The 17,904-nt window shown below is 68.3% G+C and carries 18 protein-coding genes; 7 read left to right on the forward strand and 11 right to left on the reverse strand.

From position 1 onward, the window contains the following. Window positions 1-94: 94 nt before the first annotated feature. Entirely contained in the window at window positions 95-1,078 is a 984-nt protein-coding gene (locus BLR29_RS10045; protein ID WP_092136827.1) for a Bug family tripartite tricarboxylate transporter substrate binding protein, read from the forward strand. A gap of 136 nt (window positions 1,079-1,214) precedes the next feature. Here the strand turns inward: BLR29_RS10045 and BLR29_RS10050 are convergent, their stop codons facing one another. Together BLR29_RS10050 and BLR29_RS10055 are read right to left on the reverse strand one after the other, a co-directional pair. Beyond that, a complete protein-coding gene (locus tag BLR29_RS10050) occupies window positions 1,215-1,832 on the reverse strand; it encodes a LysE family translocator (protein WP_092136828.1) in 618 nt (205 codons plus the stop codon). A 43-nt stretch (window positions 1,833-1,875) separates the two neighbouring features. Further along, window positions 1,876-3,465: an EAL domain-containing protein gene (locus BLR29_RS10055; RefSeq protein WP_092136829.1), complete on the reverse strand. Its 1,590-nt coding sequence runs from the start codon at window positions 3,463-3,465 to the stop codon at window positions 1,876-1,878. Between the two features lie 159 nt (window positions 3,466-3,624). On the opposite strand from BLR29_RS10055, the gene BLR29_RS10060 reads away from it, so the two are divergent. Both BLR29_RS10060 and BLR29_RS10065 read left to right on the forward strand, forming a co-directional pair. Then, entirely contained in the window at window positions 3,625-4,734 is a 1,110-nt protein-coding gene (locus BLR29_RS10060) for an alkene reductase (protein ID WP_092136830.1), read from the forward strand. Between the two features lie 59 nt (window positions 4,735-4,793). Then, window positions 4,794-5,258: a VOC family protein gene (locus tag BLR29_RS10065; protein WP_176860917.1), complete on the forward strand. Its 465-nt coding sequence runs from the start codon at window positions 4,794-4,796 to the stop codon at window positions 5,256-5,258. A 27-nt stretch (window positions 5,259-5,285) separates the two neighbouring features. On the opposite strand, the gene BLR29_RS10070 is transcribed toward BLR29_RS10065, so the two are convergent. From BLR29_RS10070 to araD, 6 genes are all read right to left on the reverse strand, one after another. Beyond that, window positions 5,286-6,188, reverse strand: a complete 903-nt coding sequence (locus tag BLR29_RS10070; RefSeq protein ID WP_092136831.1) for an intradiol ring-cleavage dioxygenase — start codon at window positions 6,186-6,188, stop codon at window positions 5,286-5,288. A gap of 118 nt (window positions 6,189-6,306) precedes the next feature. Continuing rightward, window positions 6,307-7,245, reverse strand: a complete 939-nt coding sequence (locus BLR29_RS10075; RefSeq protein ID WP_092136832.1) for a 2-hydroxyacid dehydrogenase — start codon at window positions 7,243-7,245, stop codon at window positions 6,307-6,309. Between the two features lie 57 nt (window positions 7,246-7,302). Beyond that, a complete protein-coding gene (locus BLR29_RS10080) occupies window positions 7,303-8,304 on the reverse strand; it encodes a Bug family tripartite tricarboxylate transporter substrate binding protein (protein WP_092136833.1) in 1,002 nt (333 codons plus the stop codon). 142 nt (window positions 8,305-8,446) lie between these two features. Then, entirely contained in the window at window positions 8,447-9,445 is a 999-nt protein-coding gene (locus BLR29_RS10085; protein ID WP_092136834.1) for a Bug family tripartite tricarboxylate transporter substrate binding protein, read from the reverse strand. A 60-nt stretch (window positions 9,446-9,505) separates the two neighbouring features. After that, window positions 9,506-10,225, reverse strand: a complete 720-nt coding sequence (locus BLR29_RS10090) for a ribonuclease activity regulator RraA (protein WP_092136835.1) — start codon at window positions 10,223-10,225, stop codon at window positions 9,506-9,508. A 27-nt stretch (window positions 10,226-10,252) separates the two neighbouring features. Further along, window positions 10,253-11,992 (reverse strand): L-arabinonate dehydratase, encoded by a 1,740-nt coding sequence (gene araD / locus BLR29_RS10095; protein WP_092136836.1) that lies wholly within the window; start codon window positions 11,990-11,992, stop codon window positions 10,253-10,255. A gap of 261 nt (window positions 11,993-12,253) precedes the next feature. Between araD and BLR29_RS10100 the strand changes: the two genes are divergently transcribed. Beyond that, window positions 12,254-12,955: a GntR family transcriptional regulator gene (locus BLR29_RS10100; RefSeq protein ID WP_092136837.1), complete on the forward strand. Its 702-nt coding sequence runs from the start codon at window positions 12,254-12,256 to the stop codon at window positions 12,953-12,955. Here the strand turns inward: BLR29_RS10100 and BLR29_RS10105 are convergent. Next, window positions 12,952-13,326 (reverse strand): VOC family protein, encoded by a 375-nt coding sequence (locus tag BLR29_RS10105; protein ID WP_092136838.1) that lies wholly within the window; start codon window positions 13,324-13,326, stop codon window positions 12,952-12,954. The genes BLR29_RS10100 and BLR29_RS10105 overlap by 4 nt on opposite strands. 90 nt (window positions 13,327-13,416) lie before the next feature. Between BLR29_RS10105 and BLR29_RS10110 the strand changes: the two genes are divergently transcribed. Both BLR29_RS10110 and BLR29_RS10115 read left to right on the forward strand, forming a co-directional pair. Then, window positions 13,417-14,280 carry a DMT family transporter gene (locus tag BLR29_RS10110; RefSeq protein ID WP_092136839.1) on the forward strand — a complete coding sequence of 288 codons (864 nt, stop codon included), beginning with the start codon at window positions 13,417-13,419 and terminating at the stop codon, window positions 14,278-14,280. Between the two features lie 202 nt (window positions 14,281-14,482). Beyond that, complete coding sequence (locus tag BLR29_RS10115) at window positions 14,483-14,737, forward strand: helix-turn-helix domain-containing protein (RefSeq protein WP_092136840.1); 255 nt, start codon at window positions 14,483-14,485, stop codon at window positions 14,735-14,737. Between the two features lie 73 nt (window positions 14,738-14,810). On the opposite strand, the gene BLR29_RS10120 is transcribed toward BLR29_RS10115, so the two are convergent. Next, complete coding sequence (locus tag BLR29_RS10120) at window positions 14,811-16,289, reverse strand: SLC13 family permease (RefSeq protein WP_092136841.1); 1,479 nt, start codon at window positions 16,287-16,289, stop codon at window positions 14,811-14,813. A gap of 167 nt (window positions 16,290-16,456) precedes the next feature. Here BLR29_RS10120 and BLR29_RS10125 point away from each other — a divergent pair, with 167 nt between their 5' ends. Further along, the gene (locus tag BLR29_RS10125) at window positions 16,457-17,239 is read left to right on the forward strand and encodes an AraC family transcriptional regulator (protein WP_255371171.1); all 783 of its coding nucleotides are present in this window, start codon (window positions 16,457-16,459) and stop codon (window positions 17,237-17,239) included. Here BLR29_RS10125 and alkB read toward each other — a convergent pair. Next, window positions 17,236-17,898 (reverse strand): DNA oxidative demethylase AlkB, encoded by a 663-nt coding sequence (gene alkB / locus BLR29_RS10130; RefSeq protein WP_092136842.1) that lies wholly within the window; start codon window positions 17,896-17,898, stop codon window positions 17,236-17,238. The two genes, BLR29_RS10125 and alkB, sit on opposite strands and share 4 nt — an antisense overlap. Between the last annotated feature and the right edge of the window lie 6 nt (window positions 17,899-17,904).

A 17,904-nucleotide genomic window follows, 5' to 3' on the forward strand; every position in this document is an offset into this window, starting at 1 on the left:
ACAGTCTCGGGGCAATGCGAAAAGGGGCAACCCGGGCCAAGGATGGCCTTGCCACCTCGCCAAGAATTCCAATGATCCCCAGGAGACCCGCAAGATGACTACCGCTGCGCGCCGCACGGCGCTCAAGGCCCTCGTTGGCGCCGCCCTCGTATCCACCGGCGCCGTCGCCTTCGCGGCGGACAACTGGCCGTCCAAGCCGATCACGCTGGTCGTGCCGTTCGCCTCGGGCGGCACCACCGACATCATCGGCCGCGCCGTGGGCCAGAAGCTCGGCGAAGGACTGGGCCAGCCGATGGTGGTGGATAACCGCCCCGGCGCGGGTGGCACGATCGGCGGGTCCATCGTGGCGCGCGCCAATCCGGACGGCTACACCTTCCTGCTGGCCACCGTGGCCCACACCATGGCGCCCGGTATCTACAAGACGCTGCCGTACGACTTCCAGAAGGACCTGGAGCCGATCGGCATGGTGGCGCTCACGCCGAACGTCCTGCTGGTCAATCCGTCGATTCCGGCCAAGACCGTGCAGGAGCTGATTGCCTATATCAAGGCGCATCCGGGCAAGGTGAACTACGGGTCGGCCGGCATCGGCAGCACCGAGCACCTGTCCGGCGAACTGTTCCGCGCGGCCACGGGCACGGACATCGCGCACGTGCCGTACAAGGGTGGCGCGCCGATGATGACCGACCTGATCGCCGGGCAGATCCAGATGGCCATCGAGACCAGCCCGTCGGCTAACCCGCATGTGAAGAGCGGCAAGGTCAAGGCGCTGGCCGTGACCACGGCCCGGCGCTCGGCGGCGTACCCGGGCGTGCCCACGGTGGCGGAAAGCGGCGTGCCCGGCTACGAGGTGACTACGTGGTACGCGCTGATGGCGCCGCACGGCACGCCGGAAGCGATCCGGCAGCGCATGAGCGCGGAGCTGGTCAAGGTGCTGAAGCAGCCGGACGTGCAGAAGCGCTTCGAGGAGCAGGGCGTGACCGCTGGCGACATGACGCCGCCGCAGCTGGCCGGTTTCATCAAGACCGAAACCACCAAGTGGACCAAGGTGGCCAAGGATTCCGGCGCCAAGGCCGAATAAGAGGTCGCGCCTGTTGCCGCGGCAAGCCGTGGCTGGCAGAGCAGCAGCACAAGCGGCAGGGCAAGCGTTGTCCGCCTGCACGCCGCAAAGACAAAGGGCCGGGAAACCGGCCCTTTGTCTAGGTTCGCTGGCGGTGTTACATCGCCCGCCGGATCTCCGCCACGCCGAAGGCGGCCAGCGCAAAGCCGGCCGCGCGGTCGATCCACTGCCGCACGCGCAGGCCCAGTGCATGGCGTGCGCCGGACACCATCGTCACCAGCACGCACCACCAGGCGATGGAGCCGAAGAACACGCCCAGCACGGTCGTCATTGCGATGCTCGTCGAGAACGCGCCGCGCGGGGCCAGCGTGGCGAACAGCGCGGCGAACATGATGATGGTCTGCGGGTTGGTCAGCGTCAGCAGGAATGCGCTGGCAAACGACCGCATTCCGGTGCCATTGCCGCGCAGCGTGGCCGCCTGCTCGGCGGGCTTCTGGAAGAACGTGCGCAGGCCCAGGTACACCAGGAACAGGCCGGCCACCAGGTGCAGCGGCTTGTCGTAGGCCAGCATGAACTGCGATACGCTGACCAGCCCCAGCGCGGCCACCAGGCCGTAGACAGCGTCCCCGCAGGCGATGCCGAAGCCGATGGCGAGACCCGCGCGCGGGCCTTCGGTCAGGGTGCGGCGGATGCAGAGCATCCCCATCGGGCCCACGGGGGCGGCAACCGCCAGGCCGACGCCGGCCGCGGTCAGGAACAGGGTTGGCAGGGACATGTCGGCGCGTGTTCTTGAAATGGATATGCCGAGGATTCTAGCGTCACGCCGCGGCTTGCGGCATGGATTTGGCCAGGAGTTTCGCCAGCTCCACCGCCGGCACCGGGCGCCCGAACAGCCAGCCCTGCCCGAAATCCACGCCCTGTTCGCGCAGGAAGTCGGCCTGCGCGCTGTCCTCGATACCTTCCGCCACCACCTGCAGGCCGAGCGAGCGCGCCATCGCGATGATGTGCGGCGCCACGGTGCTCGATGCCGCCTCCTGCCCGATGGTGTCGACAAAGGACTTGTCGATCTTGAGCGCGTCGACCTTGAAGCTCTGCAGGTACGACAGGCTCGAATAGCCCGTGCCGAAGTCGTCGATATAGACCGGGTGGCCGGCGTCGCGAAACGCCTGGATGGTGTCGCGTGCCACGTCGGGTTCCAGGAAGCCGCGCTCGGTGGCCTCGATGCGGATCTGCTCGGGGGTGATGCCGGTGCCGCGCAGCCGTGCCGTCAGCACGCCCAGGAAGCGCCGGCTTTTCAGGTCTTCGGCACCGACGTTGATCGACACGTAGAACGACGGATGCCGGCGCAGCATCGTGCCCAGCTCCGTCAGCACGATCTCCAGCACCTGGTCGGTGATCTGCTGGATCAGGCCGGCGTTCTCCGCCATCGGGATAAACAGGTTCGGCCGCACCAGGCGTCCATGCCGGCGCCAGCGCACCAGTGCCTCCACGCCGACGCAATGGTTGTCGGATAGCGCGACGATGGGCTGGTAGTGCACCGCCATTTCGTGGCGCCGCACCGCGCCGCGCAGTTCGCCCTCCAGGCTGAAGCGCCGCGTGGCGCGGCGCCAGACCAGCACGCCGAGGGGCAGCCCGGCCGCCAGCCCGACCGCCAGCCCGCCTGTCAGCAGCGCCTTCCAGTTGGCCAGCAGCACCGCGCGCGGCGCCAGTACCACGACCGCCAGTGGCATGACGCGCGAGCGGCGCAGCACCACGGCCGCGTCGTCGTCGTGCGTGGCGCCGCTGCCGGCACCGTACGTGTGGTCGGCGTAGGCCTCCTGCATCCGCTTCAGGTTGGCACCCTGCGAGGCCGCGAAGATGCGGCCCGCTTCCGTGTTGATCACGGCCAGCATGCGCGCGTCGCGATCGACCACGTCGACAAAGGTCTGCGGGTCCAGCGAAACATTGCTGCCATTGCGGCCGATCAGCATGGCCCGGCGCGGCGCGCTGAACGGGTTGGCGAGGTCGAACCAGTATTCCATCCCGTCCGGCGTGCGCCAGTCGGGCGGCGGCAACGTCAGGCCCTTTGTCTCGACCGGGCCGAGCAGCGCCGAGCATCGGCGCTGGCCGCCGCCGTAAATGCCGGCATCCTGGATATGGCGATAGCTGTAGGCAATGCGGCGCAGCTGGACCAGGTGGGCCGGCGAGCAGGGCTCCTCACGCAGCACCTCCATTTCCTCGATGGCGCTCGTGGCCTGCGTCATGACCAGTTCGGCGCGCTTGAGCGCGGCATCCGCGAACACGCTCAGTTGATCCGCCTCGCGCCGGTTGGCTTCGAGTTGGGCCATGAACACGCCGATCCCTACCGGGAACAGCGTGGCCAGGGTGGCCAATACGATCGTCAACGCCAGAAACCAGCTGCGGTGCATCGGGAGTCCTCTGGAAGCTGCGCCGTCCCATTCACAAAGCGGATTTGAAAGTGTTACCCGTCCCAGGGCGTTTATCGCCCGGATATTGGCATCTAGAGTGGGGCCCTGGACCACGAAAAGCGTCCCGCTGTTGGGGAGCATAGCTAACAATTACCGATCATGTCTGATACTTCGCGACTGTTTTCGCCTTTTTCCGTGGCCGGCCAACCGGTCTCGAACCGCATCGTCATGGCGCCGATGACCCGTGCGCGCAGTGCCCAGCCGGGGGATGTGCCCACCGCGATGAATGCACGCTACTACGCCCAGCGCGCCTCCGCCGGCTTTATCGTGACGGAAGCGACGCAGATATCGCCGCAGGGCAAGGGCTATTCCTTTACGCCGGGCATCCACAGCGCCGACCAGGTGGCCGGCTGGCACACCGTGACGGATGCCGTGCATGCGGCCGGCGGACGCATCTTCCTGCAGCTCTGGCACGTGGGCCGGATGTCGCATCCGGACTTCCATGAGGGCGCGTTGCCCGTGGCGCCGTCGGCCGTGCCGTTCGACGGCCAGATATGGAAGGTGGACCCGGCCACGGGCGTCGGCGCGATGGTGGATTGCCCGACGCCGCGCGCGCTCACGGAGGCCGAGATCCGCGGTATCGTGGCCGACTTCGGCCGCGCCGCCCGCAACGCGATGGCGGCGGGGTTTGACGGCGTGGAGATCCACGGCGCCAACGGCTACCTGATCGATCAGTTTCTGCGCACCAGCTCCAACACGCGCACCGACGCCTACGGCGGGTCGCGCGAAAACCGGCTGCGCTTCCTGAAGGAGGTGGTGGACGCGGTGGCGCTGGAGGCCGGCGCGGCGCGCACCGCGATCCGACTGGCGCCGTTCCTGACCGCGCGCGGCATGGCCTGCCCGGACATCCTGCCGACGATCCTCGATGCGGCGAGCTTCCTGCAGCAGCGCGGCATCGGCTACCTGCATCTGGTGGAAGCGGACTGGGACGATGCGCCGGCATTCACCGAAGACTTCCGCCAGGCCGTGCGTGCGCGCTTTGCCGGCCCGATTGTCGTCGCCGGCAAGTACGACCGCACGCGTGCGGAATGGGTATTGTCGAAGGGCTACGCCGATCTCGTCGCGTTTGGCCGCCCGTTCGTGGCGAATCCCGACCTGCCGCGCAGGCTGGCCGAAAACCTGCCGCTGGCCCCGCTCGATGGCAACACGCTGTTTGGCGGCGATGACCGCGGATATGGCGACTATCCAGCCTGGCAGGTGGCTGCCTGAAGAGGTCGTTTCAAGAAGATCCCGGCGTCTTCCCCTCCGCTTCCGACAAGGAGACACGCATGACCCACGACCAACCCGACGCCCCCACCTGGCGCTTTGACCATCTCAACGTCTCCGCCGGTGGCCGGCAGGTGCTGGATGGCTTTTTCGGCGACATCATGGGGCTGCGGCCCGGCTACCGGCCGCCGTTTCCGTTCCCGGGCGCGTGGCTGTATGCGGGCGATCAGGCGGTGATCCACGCCGTCGACGATGCCCGGCTCGATGCACAGGCTGGCGACCTGCAGGTCGGGCATATCGCTTTTCGCAGCGACGGGCCGGCCGCACCGGTGATCGAGCAGCTACGCAACAGCCCCTATCCGTTCCGCGTCGCGCGCGTGCCGGCGGACAGCACGCTGCAGATCTTCGTGATGCTGCCCGGCGGGCTGGTGATCGAACTCGACATGCCGGACGACGGTGCGGCGGGCGACTACCAGTACGGCACCGGCCAGACGGCTCCGGCACAGCGCGATTTCAAGCCGCGCTGACTGGCGGTGGCTGGCGGCGGTGAGCGGCTAGAGCCGCGTACCCGGCACGATGGCGGCGGCTCGGGCCGAGCCTGCCGACGGCGCGTCATGCGCGCCGCGGCCCGGCGGAGGTGGCGGAGGACTGCCACCGTCCGACATCGGCCCAGGGGCGGGCTCGCGTGGCGCCGCCGCCGCCGTGCCCACCACCAGCGTCAACGTGGCCACGTAGCGGTCCTTCGCCTCGCGCACGGCGCCCAGCGTGGTCTCGCCGGCCATCAGCGCGATGCCGTCGTTGCTGTTCAGCGTTTCGCGCAGACGGCTGCGCTTGTATCCCGCCAATTGCGTGTAGAGGTATTCGCTCAGCGCATCGGGCAGGAAGCACTGGGTCGTCAGCATGGCGCGATTGCCGTCCAGCACCTTGATATGCAGATGCGTGGCGCGGCCGGCATACCAGCCCGGATAGATCGTGCGGAACATGGCCACGCCGTCGGCGCCCACCGGCTGACTGCCGCGCAGGAAGGTCTGTCCGCGCGTGGACACGGCGTGCCCGCGCTCATCGCTCTGGCCCGCATAGCCGGAGTACACACCGGTGGCGTTGCAGTGCCAGAGATCGACGCGTTTGCCGGCCAGCGGCTTGCCGTGCGGGTCGACCACGGTGAAGCGGACTTCAAGCGGCACGCCGGGCTGGCCTTCGGTGATGTCCTGCCGGACCTTGCCCGGATCGAAATAGAAGGGGCCTTCGGTGGTTTGCGCGGTCTGCGTCAGGAGGTGGCCAGCGGCCGGGGTGCCCGCGGTGAGCGGGGTGGCGGGGGCCGCTGCCGGATTCGTGGGTTCGGCCGCCTGCACCGCGCGGGACAGCGCGGCAAGGCCGGCGCCGCCAAGGCCGGCCGCCAGCAACTGGCGGCGGCGTGACGGGGATTCCGGTCGAGGCGACGAGGAAGCATTGGGCATCGCACGCTCCGTTGGAAGTGGAATACCCAGTGTAGTGCCGGGGCTTGCAGGCAGTATTTCCGCCCTGTGTCGACCCGGCTACACATGTGACGGCGGCTCTCAGACCCCCGGCGAATGACTACACCGCCGACTTCACCACCGCGCCCGTGGCGAAGAAGCTCTGCAGGTTCTCGAAGACCAGGTTGGCCATCGCCGCACGGGTTTCGTGGGTGCCGCTGGCCACGTGGGGCAGCAACACGACGTTGTCGAGCGCGAACAGCGCCTCCGGCACCTGCGGCTCATTCTCGAAGACGTCCAGACCGGCCCCGGCGATTTGCTTGTGCGTCAGCGCGTCGACCAGCGCGGCTTCATCGACCACCGTGCCGCGTGCGATGTTGATCAGGTAGCCCTGCGGGCCAAGCGCGCGCAGCACGCTGGCCGAGATCAGGTGCCGCGTGGCCGGGCCGCCGGAGGTGGCCACGACGAGGAAGTCCGCCCATTCCGCCAGCGCTTCCAGCGAGGGCTCGAAGCCGTAGTCGAGCCCCTCCTGCGGGTTGCGGCCGTAGTAGCGCACTTCCATGTCGAAGCCGCTCGAACGTTTGGCGATGACCCGGCCGATGCGGCCCATGCCGACGATGCCGAGCCGCTTGCCGCTGACGCGCGTGGTGAGCGGATACGGGCCCTTCGGCCACGCGCCGCGCCGCACGAAGCGATCCGCCGCGCTGACCTGGCGCGCGACGTCCATCAGCAGCGCGAAGGCGATATCGGCCACGCAATCGTTGAGCACGTCCGGCGTGTAGCCCACGGCGATGCCGCGCGCACGCGCCGTGTCCAGGTCCAGCTTGTCCAGTCCGACGCCAAAGCTGGAGATCACGCGCAGGTTGGGCAGCGCCGCCAGCGTCTTGCCGTCCACGCCCGTTGCCGCGCGCGCGGTCATCGCCACGAACTCGCCACCGTGCTGCGCCAGATAGCCGGCGGGATCGGTCTCGGCCCAGAACGGGTGTACATCGTAATGTTCGGCCAGCCGGGTTTCCGTCTGTTCGGGGAGCCGGCCGTGCTGCAGGAGGCGAGGTTTCATGCGAGAAGAGTCCTGTCTTGGAGGCTGTCTTGGAGGATGCGTCGGCGCGGAGCGTCGTCAGTCCGCGCTGAGGTGATTATCGGCGATGATCCTTGCGTAACGCTTGCGGTCATTGGCGATGAGCTCCGCGAACTGCTGTGGCGTACTGCCCACCGGGATCGCGCCCTGATCGATCAGCTGCTTCTTCACCTCGGGGATGGCTACCACTTGCTTCACGCCGGCTGCGATCTTGTCGACGATGTCTTTCGGCGTGCCGGCCGGCGCCAGCAGGCCGACCCATGATCCCGATTCCGCACGCTGGATGCCGGCCTCGGCAAGCGTGGGCACCTCGGGCATGGCAGGCGAGCGCACCGTGCTGGTCACGGCCAGCGCGCGCAGCTTGCCGGCCTTCACATGGCCGGCGGTTTCCAGCACGGAGGCAAACAGCATGTCGACGTTGCCGGCCATCAGGTCGGTCATCGCCGCGCCGCCGCCCTTGTAGGGCACATGCAGCATGTCGGTGCCGGTGGCCACCTTGAAGATCTCGCCGGACAGATGCGGCGAGCCGCCGGTGCCGGAACTGGCAAACGTCAGCTTGCCGGGTTTGGACTTGGCCAGCGTCACCAGTTCCTTCGGCGTCTTGGCGGGCAGGCCGGGCGTGACCACGAGCGCGAACGGCAATTCGGCCATCAGGCTGACCGGCACGAAGCCATCCGGGTTGTACGCGAGCTTCTTGTAGAGGAACGGGTTGATCGATTGCGTGCCGACGTTGCCGGCGACCAGCGTGTAGCCGTCGGGTTTGGCGCGCGCGGTGAGTTCGAGCCCGACATTGCCGGCGGCACCGGGCCGGTTGTCGACGAGCACCGGTTGGCCCCACAGTTGCGAGAGCCGCTGCGCGACGAGCCGCGTGGCGATGTCCGTGCCGCCACCCGGCGTGAACGGCAGGATGATCGTGACCGCGCGGGTGGGCCAGGTCGTGGCGGGCTGGGCGTAGGCGGCGGCGCCGAGCGTCGCGGCGAGCAACGTGACGGCAACACGGGTAAAGGCGTGGAGTGGGCGAACCAGAGGACGGCTGATCATGTCTTGACTCCTGTGTCGTGATCTGCGGGCGATGGGGTGGTCGATGAAGCGGGCGTGGGCAATGACGCGGGCGATGACGGGAACGAAGGCGTGAACGAAGGCGCGAACGACAGCGCGGATCGATCCGCGCCGCCGTCGCGTGCTATTCCGCGCTTGCGCCGGACTTCTTCACCAGCGCGGCCCAGCGCGGGATTTCCTTGCTCATCAGCGCGGCCAGTTCCTCCGGGCTGCTGCCGACCACTTCCATGCCGAGCGACTTCGACAGGCGCTCCTGCACCGCGGGCTGCTTCAGCGCGCGCACCACTTCCGCATTGAGCCGGTCCACGATGGCGCGCGGCGTGCCGTGCGGGGCGTACAGCGCCTGCCAGGACACCATCTCGAAACCGGACACGCCGGCCTCGGCCATGGTCGGCACGTTGGGCAGCAGGGCCGAACGCTTCGGCGAGGTGACCGCCAGCGGGCGCAGGCGTCCCGCGCGGATCATCGCGTCCCCGGCCGTCAGCTGGTCGAACAGGAATGGCACGAGTCCGGCGGCCACGTCCTGCACGGCCTGCGGGCTGCCCTTGTACGGCACGTGCGTCATCGGCACGTGGATCAGGTCCGCGAACAACTCGCCCGCCAGATGCGTGGATGTGCCCGCGCCCGACGACGCAAAGCTCAGCTTGCCCGGCTGCTTCTTTGCATAGGCGATCAGCTCCTGCACGGTCTTCACGGGCAGGTCGGCGTTGACCATCAGGACGTTGGGCACGTAGCCGACCAGACTGACCGGCTCGAAGTCCTTCACCGGGTCATAGGACAGGTTCTTGTAGAGACTGGCGTTGATGGCGTGCGTGCTGATGGTGCCGCCGAACAGCGTGTACCCATCGGGCTTCGCGCGCGCCACGTAGCCCGCGCCCACGGCACCGGCCGCCCCGGGGCGGTTTTCCACCACCACCGGCTGGCCCAGCGCGCGCGACAGTTCTTGCCCGATGCTGCGCGCGACGATATCGGTGGAGCCGCCCGCCGCGAACGGCACGACCCACGTGATCGGTTTGGACGGCCATTTGTCGGCGGCGTAAGCCGGTGCGGTGGTGGCGATGCCTGCCGCCAGCGCGGACAAGGCGAGGGCGCCGCGCACCAGGGTGCGTTGCCATTGGGTCATGCGTGTCTCCTGCGGGCCAGTCGTGCCGGCCGTGTTTTTATGGAAAGGGATAGGTGCGTCTTAGCGACCGCGCGCGCGGCGCCATGCCGCGAAATCTTCACGCGCCTGTTCCGTCGTCGGCGGATACAGGCCGATGATCGAGCGGCCGTTGCGGACCTCCTCGGTGACGAAGTCCTCGAACGCTGTCATTTCCACGGCCTCGGCGGTGATCTCTTCGACCAGGTGGCGCGGAATGATGACCACGCCTTCGGCATCGCCCACCACCACGTCGCCGGGGAATACAGCCACGTCGCCGCAGCCGATCGGCACGTTGAATTCCAGCGCCTGATGCAGCGTCAGATTGGTCGGCGCCGACGGACGCTGGTGGTAGGCGGGCATCGCAATCTGGGCGATCTCGGGCGAGTCCCGGAAACCGCCATCGGTGATGATGCCCGCGCCGCCGCGCTGCATCAGCCGCGTGACGAGGATCGATCCGGCCGATGCCGCGCGCGCATCCTTGCGGCTGTCGATCACCAGCACCGCGCCCGGCGGGCATTGCTCGATGGCCTGGCGCTGCGGGTGGTTCGGGTCCTGGAACACCGTGATCGGGTTGAGGTCTTCGCGCGCGGGGATGTAGCGCAGCGTGAAGGCCTCGCCCACCATCGTGGCGCCGTTCGGATTCAGCGGCCGTACATCCTGGATGAACTGGTTGCGCAGGCCGCGCTTGAACAGCGCGGTGCATAGCGTGGCGGTGCTGACGGTCTTCAGCGCGTCGCGCAGGGAAGGAGTGAGCTGGGTCATTGCGGTGGGGGCGGTGGGGTCAGGGGATCAGTAGATGCTCGGTTCGTCGACGGGCGCGCCGAAATCGGTCTGCAGGAAGTCGAAGTCGCAGCCGTCGTTGGCCTGGCGGATATGTTTCGAGAACATCCAGCCGTAGCCGCGCGCATAGCGCGGGGGCAGCGGCGTCCAGGCCGCGCGGCGCCGTGCGAGTTCCTCGTCGGAGACTTCCAGCTGGATGCTGCGGCGCTCGATGTCCACGGAGATCCGGTCGCCGGTCTGCACCAGCGCGAATGGCCCGCCGATATACGACTCGGGCGAGACGTGCAGGATGCAGGCGCCGTAGCTGGTGCCGCTCATGCGCGCATCGGACATGCGCAGCATGTCGCGCACGCCCTGCTGCACGAGTTTCTTCGGAATCGGCAACATGCCCCATTCCGGCATGCCGGGGCCGCCTTGCGGGCCGGCGTTGCGCAGGATCAGGATGTGGTCGGCCGTGACGTCGAGGTCGTCGCGCTCCACTGCTGCCTTCATCGACGGATAGTCGTCGAACACCAGCGCGGGGCCCGTATGTTTGAAGAAGCGTTTCTCGCAGGCGCTCGGCTTGATCACGCAGCCGTCCGGCGCGATGTTGCCCTTGAGCACGGCCAGCGCGCCCTCCTGGTACAGCGCGTTGTCGACGGTGCGGATCACGTCGTCGTTGTAGACCTCCGCGCCCGCGATGTTCTCGCCGAGCGTGCGGCCCGTGACGGTGCGTGCGTCCAGGTGCAGCTTGTCGCGGATGCGGCTCATCAGCCCCGGCAGCCCGCCCGCATAGAAGAAATCTTCCATCAGGTACTTGTCGCCGCTTGGCCGGATGTTGGCGATCACGGGCACGTGGCGGCTGGCGCGGTCGAAGTCGTCCAGGCCGATGTCGTGGCCCGCGCGCCGCGCCATGGCGATCACGTGGATGATCGCGTTGGTGGAGCAGCCCATCGCCATCGCCACGGCGATCGCGTTTTCAAACGACTGGCGGGTCTGGATGCGCTGCGGCGTCAGGTCTTCCCAGACCATGTCGACGATGCGGCGGCCCGCTTCGGAACACATGCGGATGTGGTTGGCGTCGGCGGCGGGAATCGACGAGGCGCCTGGCAGCGTCATGCCGATGGATTCGGCGATGGCCGTCATCGTGCTGGCCGTGCCCATCGTCATGCAGGTGCCGTGGCTGCGGGCGATGCCGCCCTCGATGCCGATCCACTCGGTCTTGCTGATATTGCCGGCGCGGCGCTCGTCCCAGAATTTCCACGCATCGGACCCCGACCCCAGCACGTTGCCCTTGTAGTTGCCGCGCAGCATGGGCCCCGCGGGCACGTAGATGGCCGGCACGCCGGCGCTGGTGGCGCCCATCAGCAGGCCCGGCGTGGTCTTGTCGCAGCCGCCCATCAGCACGGCGCCGTCGATGGGGTGGGAGCGGATCAGTTCTTCCGTCTCCATCGCCAGCAGGTTGCGATAGAGCATCGTGGTCGGCTTGACGGAGCTTTCCGACAAAGAAATGGCCGGCAGTTCTACGGGGAAACCGCCGGCCTGCAGGATGCCGCGCTTGACGTCTTCCACCCGCTGTTTGAAGTGCGAATGGCAGGGGTTGATATCGGACCAGGTGTTGATGATGGCGATGAGCGGCTTGCCCATCCACTCGTCGGGCGAGTAGCCCATCTGCATGATCCGCGAGCGATGCCCCGACGAACGCAGGTCATCGGGGGCAAACCAGCGCGCGCTGCGCAGCGCGTCCGGCGTCTTCTTGTGAGCCGTCATGTGTCTCTTCCACCGTTGAAGTCGTCACGGCGCGCTTGTCCGCTGGATCGGAGCCCGATCGCTGCCCGGGTTGCCGGATACCTGCCCGATGTCGCCGGACGCGGTGCCGGACATGTGCGCCGTTGTTTCGAAGCATTAAAGCACTAATATATTAGTACGTCAACGCGAAAGGTTTGGGCTAGAATCCGGGCCGATGGGGCGACATGTCTCGACAATGTCCGCCGCATTGCGCATCCCGCATCACAATTTCAGACGCATCCGATGGAAGCCACGCTTCAAGCCCTGCCGATCCAGTTCCAGTTCGACCGCACGCGCCAGGCGGCGCCGCAGGTGTTCGAGCATATGCGGGACCTGATCATCTCGATGGCGCTGCCGCCGGGCACCGTGCTGTCGCGGCCGGACCTCGCCACGCAATACGGCATCAGCCAGACGCCCGTGCGCGACGCATTGATCCGGCTGGCCGAAGAGGGGCTGGTCGACGTCTTTCCGCAGCACGCCACGCGCGTGAGCCGCATCGACGTGGCGCTGGCGCGGCAGGCGCATTTCCTGCGCCGGTCGGTGGAACTGGAGATCGTGCGCACGCTGGCCGGGCATCCGGACCCGGTGCTGGTCGAGCGCCTGCGCGCCACCGTGGCGCGCCAGCAGCGCATGCTGGACCTGGACGACCTGGCCGAATTCAGCGTCAACGACCAGGCATTCCACCGCCAGCTATACGAGGCCGCCGCCGTGCCGGACCTGTTCGCGCTCGTGCGCCGTCAGAGCGGCCATCTGGACCGCCTGCGTCGCCTGCATCTGCCGATCCCCGGCAAGGCCAACGCCGTGCTGCGCGATCACAACGCCATCATCGACGCCATCGCCGCCGGCGATCCGGCCCGCGCCGAGGCCAGCCTGCGCACCCACCTGTCCGGCACGCTGGCCAACGTGGAAGATATCCGCACGCGCCACGGCGACTACCTGCGCTAAGCCTCCAGCACGGACAGGATGTTGCCGGCCGGGTCCCTGAACCAGGCGATGGTCGGCCCGTTGCCGCGCATGATGCCGCGCGCGTCGGTTTTCAGGCCGGGCTGGTCATACATTTCAAACCGTACGCCGCGCTGCATCAGCGCCTCCACCGTCTTGTCGACGCTCTCCACCGGGAAATTCAGCACCGTGAATGTTGCGGGTGCGTGATTCGACTTTGGATACAGCAGCACGCGATTGCCGCCCGCGAGGTGCAGGGTGAGCAGGCCGTGTTCCTCGGTGACATCCAGCCCGAGCGTGTTCGCGTAGAAGTCCCTTGCCAGCGGGATATCGTTGACCGAGAAGCTGCTGAAAGCCTGACTGTCCTTGAGCATCGGTGTCTCCCTGGCAGAAAAAGGCATGCGCCGGGCTTGCGAACTGGCGCACCATCGCCCCAGTATTGTTCATCGACGGATGACTCACAAATGGCGCGATCCCTGTCCACATTGCCCGCCGCCCCGGCCACCGCCGCGCTCACCGCGCTGGCGATGGCCGCGTTTGCCGCCAATTCGCTGCTGGCGCGGCTGGCGCTCAAGGGCACCGGCATCGACGCGGCGACGTTCACGCTCGTGCGCATCGCCTCGGCCGCCGTGGTGCTGATGCTGATCCTGCGCGTGCGCGGCGGCCAGCGCGGCATGGCCGGTGACTGGCCCGCGGCCGTGGCGCTGCTGGTCTATGCCTGCGGATTCTCGTTCGCGTACCTGCGGCTGTCCGCCGGCACCGGCGCGCTGATCCTGTTTGCCTGCGTGCAGGCGACGATGATCGGCCACGGCCTGTGGCAAGGCGACCGGCTGCGTGCGATCCAGTGGCTGGGCACCGCGCTCGCGTTGGCCGGCCTGGTGTGGCTGGTGCTGCCCGGGCTGCAGGCACCGCCACCGGGCGCCACGGTCATGATGGCGGCCGCGGGCATCGGCTGGGGCGTCTACTCGCTGCGCGGCAAGCGCGCTGCCGATGCGCTGGCGGCGACCGCGGGCAACTTCGTGCGCGCCGTGCCGCTGGCCGTGGCGATCAGCGCGGCCGCGTTGCCGATGTTGTCGGTGGACCTGCACGGCGTGCTGTGCGGCATCGCGTCCGGCGCCGTCACATCGGGTGTCGGCTATGTGATCTGGTATGCGGCGTTGCGCGGATTGTCGTCGACCACCGCGGCCACCGTGCAACTGAGCGTGCCGGTGCTGGCCGCGCTCGGCGGCATTGCGTGGCTGGGCGAGCCGATGACGGCGCGGCTGGCCGTCGGCGCCAGCGCCATCCTTGGCGGCATCGCCCTCATCATCGTGGCACGGCGACGATGATCCCGCCGTGAAGCCGGCGATGCGGGCATGACCCATGGCCCATGGCGTGGGCCGTCGCGTCCGGTTTTTTGGCAGCAACGTGCGCTGCAGACGACACGCTGCGCGCTCTCGCGGCCAATCCCCGCTGCACAAGCCACGATCAGTGGTCAGTCACCCGTTGGAATTGATAGATTCTGGGTATCTTCCTATCGGATTGCCCGCGATGTTCAGAGTCATGATTGCCACCACCGAGCAACTGGGGCAGGTGCTCCAGGGCGCTCGCCAGATCGCCGGCCTGACCCAGGCAGAAGCTGCCGCCCGACTGAACATCAGTCAGAGCCGGATATCCCACATGGAGCTCAACCCCGAAACCATCAGCGCCACGCAGTTGCTGGCCTTGCTGGGCACCTACGATCTCGACCTGTATGTCGAGTCCAGGGCGATTGGCGACGCGGCGCTGGAAAGGATGGAGTGGTAGATCGAGGCGCAGATCGGGATGCGGGTTGCGCGCCCGGGCACGCAGCGATGCCGGCCGCATCCCTCGGCGGCGGCTACGGCAGGTAACCGAGCAGGCGCCACCACAGGAAGTCGAGCGGCAGCAACACGAGCACGGTGATCGCCGCCAGCGACAGGCACAGCCGCGTGCCGTGCCGCAGCCCCACGCCGCCCAGCTGCATGGCAATCACAATGGGTGGCGACTGGTACGGGAAGAACACGGTCGAGAACACCGGCACCTGCAGCATCAGCACGGTCTCCAGCGGCAGGCCGGTCGCACTGGCCAGGTCGCGCGCCAGTGGCGTCAGCACGGCGGGCAGCGCGGGCAGCGTCGACATCAACCCCAGCACGGCGCCCATCGCGCCGAGCGCGCCGACATTGCCAACGGTGTGCCCCGGCGCCAGCGGCAGCCAGTGCAGCAGCGCCGCGCTGATCGCGGTGCCGAGCCCCGTCGATTCCACCACCGCACCAAGCCCGAGAAAGCCCGCCACGTACAGCAGCGGGATCAGGTGCACTTGTTCCGTCAGGGCCTTGGTCGATACAAGCCCGACGCCCGGCAGCAGGCAGATGATGCAGGCGGCCAGTGAAATCCAGGCCGGCGAGACGCCATGCCACGCATCGGTCGCGAAGCCGGCCACGGCAAGCGCCAGGATGATGGCCAGCGTCTTCTCCTGACCACCCATTGCGGTGCGCGTGGCGGCGGGCTGCGCCGCCATCGTCCGGGTCTCCGGAAAGAGCCGGCAAACCAGCCACACCAGCACAACGGTCTTGAGCGCGCCGAGGATCGGGAAATGCAGCAGCAGGTAGCTGCCATAGCTGAGATTGATCCCGTACAGCGAGCTGGCCGCACCCAGCAGCACGCTGTTGGGAATATTGGCGGGCAGAATCGAGGTAGGCGGCATGTAGCTGGCCGCGGCCACGGTCAGCACCATGCCGATGCGGCCATTGGACCCGGGCCCGAAGCCGAGCCGCTCGGCCAGCGCCAGCACGATCGGCATCAGCAGCAGCACGCGGCCCGTGGTGGACGGCATCAGGAACGCCAGTCCCACCGCACTCATCGCCACCGTGGCGATCACTTGCGGATAGGTGCCCACGCGCTTGTGGAAGATGATGTCGGCCAGCCGCAACGCCAGCCCCGTGCTGCGTAGCGCCACGCCCGTCACGGCACCGCCAAACATCAGCCACCATGCCGTCGACGTGAAGCCCGAAAACACCACGGGCGCCGGCGCGATGTGGAACACGACGGCGCACAGGAAAAACAGCAACGTGGCCGTGGGCTCGGGCAGCACGCCGAGGGCCCAGCAGCAGACCGTGGAGGCCACCAGCGCGCCGGCCCAGATCAGCGCGGCCGGGGCACCGACCGCGTGGCCGGCGATCCAGACTGCGCTGATGCAGGCCGCGATCAGCAGTGCGGCGCGGATGGAGTCCGTGGCGCGGCCGGCGAGCGGCGCGGGTTTGGGTGGGGCGGAGGGGGCGGTGGGGGCGTCGGCACGTGATTCGGTACGTGAATCGGCGCGGCCGGGGGTGGCAGGCATCGGAGGCAGTCTCGCTGGGCGCCAGTCGCACGCTTGGCGCCGACGGCATCGTTGTCATTGCCGACATCGTAGGCGCGGGCCGACTGGCGGAGTTACACTTTCCGGGCAATTTCTTACGAATTCCTGCCAGCGCCCCGATCGTGCCCCTACGTCCCATTCAGCGCCCCGTGTTTGACCCCGCGCCGCGTACGCGCCCCAGTGCGGCGGAGCCCGTCATCGCGCACCTGCGCCTGCCACCGCCCAATGCGATGATCCCGCGACATCGTCACACGTGGGCGCAAGTGTCGTTTCCGGTCAACGGCAGCATGCGTATCACGGCGGCGGGTACCACGTGGATCGTGCCGCCGCTGCGCGCGGTGTGGATTCCACCCGGCGTGCCACACGAGGTGGTGACGCAGGGCCACGTGCGGTTCTATGCCTGTTATCTCGATCCCCACGTGTGTGCATTGCCGGCCGATGCCTGCGTGGTGCTGGAGGTGTCGCCGCTGATGCGCGAGCTGATCGATGCGCTGACGCAAGGCGCGAGGCGTGGCGACAAGCGCCGCCACCTGGCGGCCAGCCTGTTGATCGAGGAACTGGCCGCGGCGCCGACGCTGTCGCTCGGACTGGCGCTGCCATCGGACCGCCGGCTCAAGGCGCTTTGCGATGCGCTGATGGAAGATCCGGGATCGGCGGCCAGCCTGGCGGAATGGGCGGCGCGCACCGGGGCCAGCGAACGCACGCTGGCACGTCTGTTCCAGACCGAACTGCAGACCAGCTTTGGCAACTGGCGGCAGCAGTTGCGCCTGGCGCATGCGATCGACCTGATGAGCCGGGGCAAGCCGCTGGCCCACGTGGCGGCGGAAACGGGATATGCGAATGCGGGCGCGTTCTCGACGATGTTCCGGCGCGCGCTGGGGCGTCCGCCGCGCGATTTCATGGCACAGCGGCGCGACGCCGGCGGCGGCTAGCGTGTCTTGCGAAAGGTGAGGTTGATACGCTCGTGGCCCGTGAGCGGGTGATCGCCGTCGGCCAATGGCGTGATGCCGTGGAACACCAGCCGCGACGGCCCGCCCCACACCACCACGTCGCCATGCGCCAGCCGGATACGGTCTGGCCGGTCGGCGCGGCGCAGGCCACCCCACAGGAATGTGGCGGGCAGGCCCAGTGACACGGACACGATGGGCGCGCGCAGGTCGAGTTCATCCCGATCCTGATGGAGCGACAGCCGCGTGCCCGGCAGGTAGCGGTTGATCAGGCACGCGTCGGGCGCAAAGCCGGGATAGCCGGCCGCTTCCGCCGCCCGTCGTGCGAGGGCGCGCAACACCTCGGGCATCGCTGGCCAGTGCTCGCCCGACTGCGGGTCGACGGGATCGTAGCGATAGCCTGTGCGGTCCGACACCCAGCCCGCGTCGCCGCAATTGGTCATGGCCACCGACATGCGCAGCCCGCCCGGCGTGATCAGGTTCCGGAACGGCGCGGCCGCGCTCACGTCGCGCACGGCGGCCAGCAGGTCCTGTTCGACGTCCCGCGCGAAGCCGCGCAAGACCACGGCGCCGGGCGCCAGCGTTTCGATGGCGGGCGAGGCGTCGGGATCGGCGGGCAGGGCGTCAAACAGATCGAACGTCATGGCAGG

This window comes from Cupriavidus sp. YR651 (genome assembly GCF_900101625.1).
GTDB lineage: Bacteria > Pseudomonadota > Gammaproteobacteria > Burkholderiales > Burkholderiaceae > Cupriavidus.

Bases quoted from the DNA above. Each gene is read 5' to 3' on its own strand.
- BLR29_RS10100 (WP_092136837.1), top strand. From the start codon at position 12,254: ATGGAAGCCACGCTTCAAGCCCTGCCGATCCAGTTCCAGTTCGACCGC.
- BLR29_RS10075 (WP_092136832.1), bottom strand. From the start codon at position 7,245: ATGAAACCTCGCCTCCTGCAGCACGGCCGGCTCCCCGAACAGACGGAA.
- BLR29_RS10090 (WP_092136835.1), bottom strand. From the start codon at position 10,225: ATGACCCAGCTCACTCCTTCCCTGCGCGACGCGCTGAAGACCGTCAGC.
- BLR29_RS10115 (WP_092136840.1), top strand. From the start codon at position 14,483: ATGTTCAGAGTCATGATTGCCACCACCGAGCAACTGGGGCAGGTGCTC.
- BLR29_RS10065 (WP_176860917.1), top strand. From the start codon at position 4,794: ATGACCCACGACCAACCCGACGCCCCCACCTGGCGCTTTGACCATCTC.
- BLR29_RS10105 (WP_092136838.1), bottom strand. From the start codon at position 13,326: ATGCTCAAGGACAGTCAGGCTTTCAGCAGCTTCTCGGTCAACGATATC.
- BLR29_RS10070 (WP_092136831.1), bottom strand. From the start codon at position 6,188: ATGCCCAATGCTTCCTCGTCGCCTCGACCGGAATCCCCGTCACGCCGC.
- BLR29_RS10045 (WP_092136827.1), top strand. From the start codon at position 95: ATGACTACCGCTGCGCGCCGCACGGCGCTCAAGGCCCTCGTTGGCGCC.
- BLR29_RS10060 (WP_092136830.1), top strand. From the start codon at position 3,625: ATGTCTGATACTTCGCGACTGTTTTCGCCTTTTTCCGTGGCCGGCCAA.
- BLR29_RS10055 (WP_092136829.1), bottom strand. From the start codon at position 3,465: ATGCACCGCAGCTGGTTTCTGGCGTTGACGATCGTATTGGCCACCCTG.
- alkB (WP_092136842.1), bottom strand. From the start codon at position 17,898: ATGACGTTCGATCTGTTTGACGCCCTGCCCGCCGATCCCGACGCCTCG.
- BLR29_RS10110 (WP_092136839.1), top strand. From the start codon at position 13,417: ATGGCGCGATCCCTGTCCACATTGCCCGCCGCCCCGGCCACCGCCGCG.
- araD (WP_092136836.1), bottom strand. From the start codon at position 11,992: ATGACGGCTCACAAGAAGACGCCGGACGCGCTGCGCAGCGCGCGCTGG.
- BLR29_RS10050 (WP_092136828.1), bottom strand. From the start codon at position 1,832: ATGTCCCTGCCAACCCTGTTCCTGACCGCGGCCGGCGTCGGCCTGGCG.
- BLR29_RS10085 (WP_092136834.1), bottom strand. From the start codon at position 9,445: ATGACCCAATGGCAACGCACCCTGGTGCGCGGCGCCCTCGCCTTGTCC.
- BLR29_RS10080 (WP_092136833.1), bottom strand. From the start codon at position 8,304: ATGATCAGCCGTCCTCTGGTTCGCCCACTCCACGCCTTTACCCGTGTT.
- BLR29_RS10120 (WP_092136841.1), bottom strand. From the start codon at position 16,289: ATGCCTGCCACCCCCGGCCGCGCCGATTCACGTACCGAATCACGTGCC.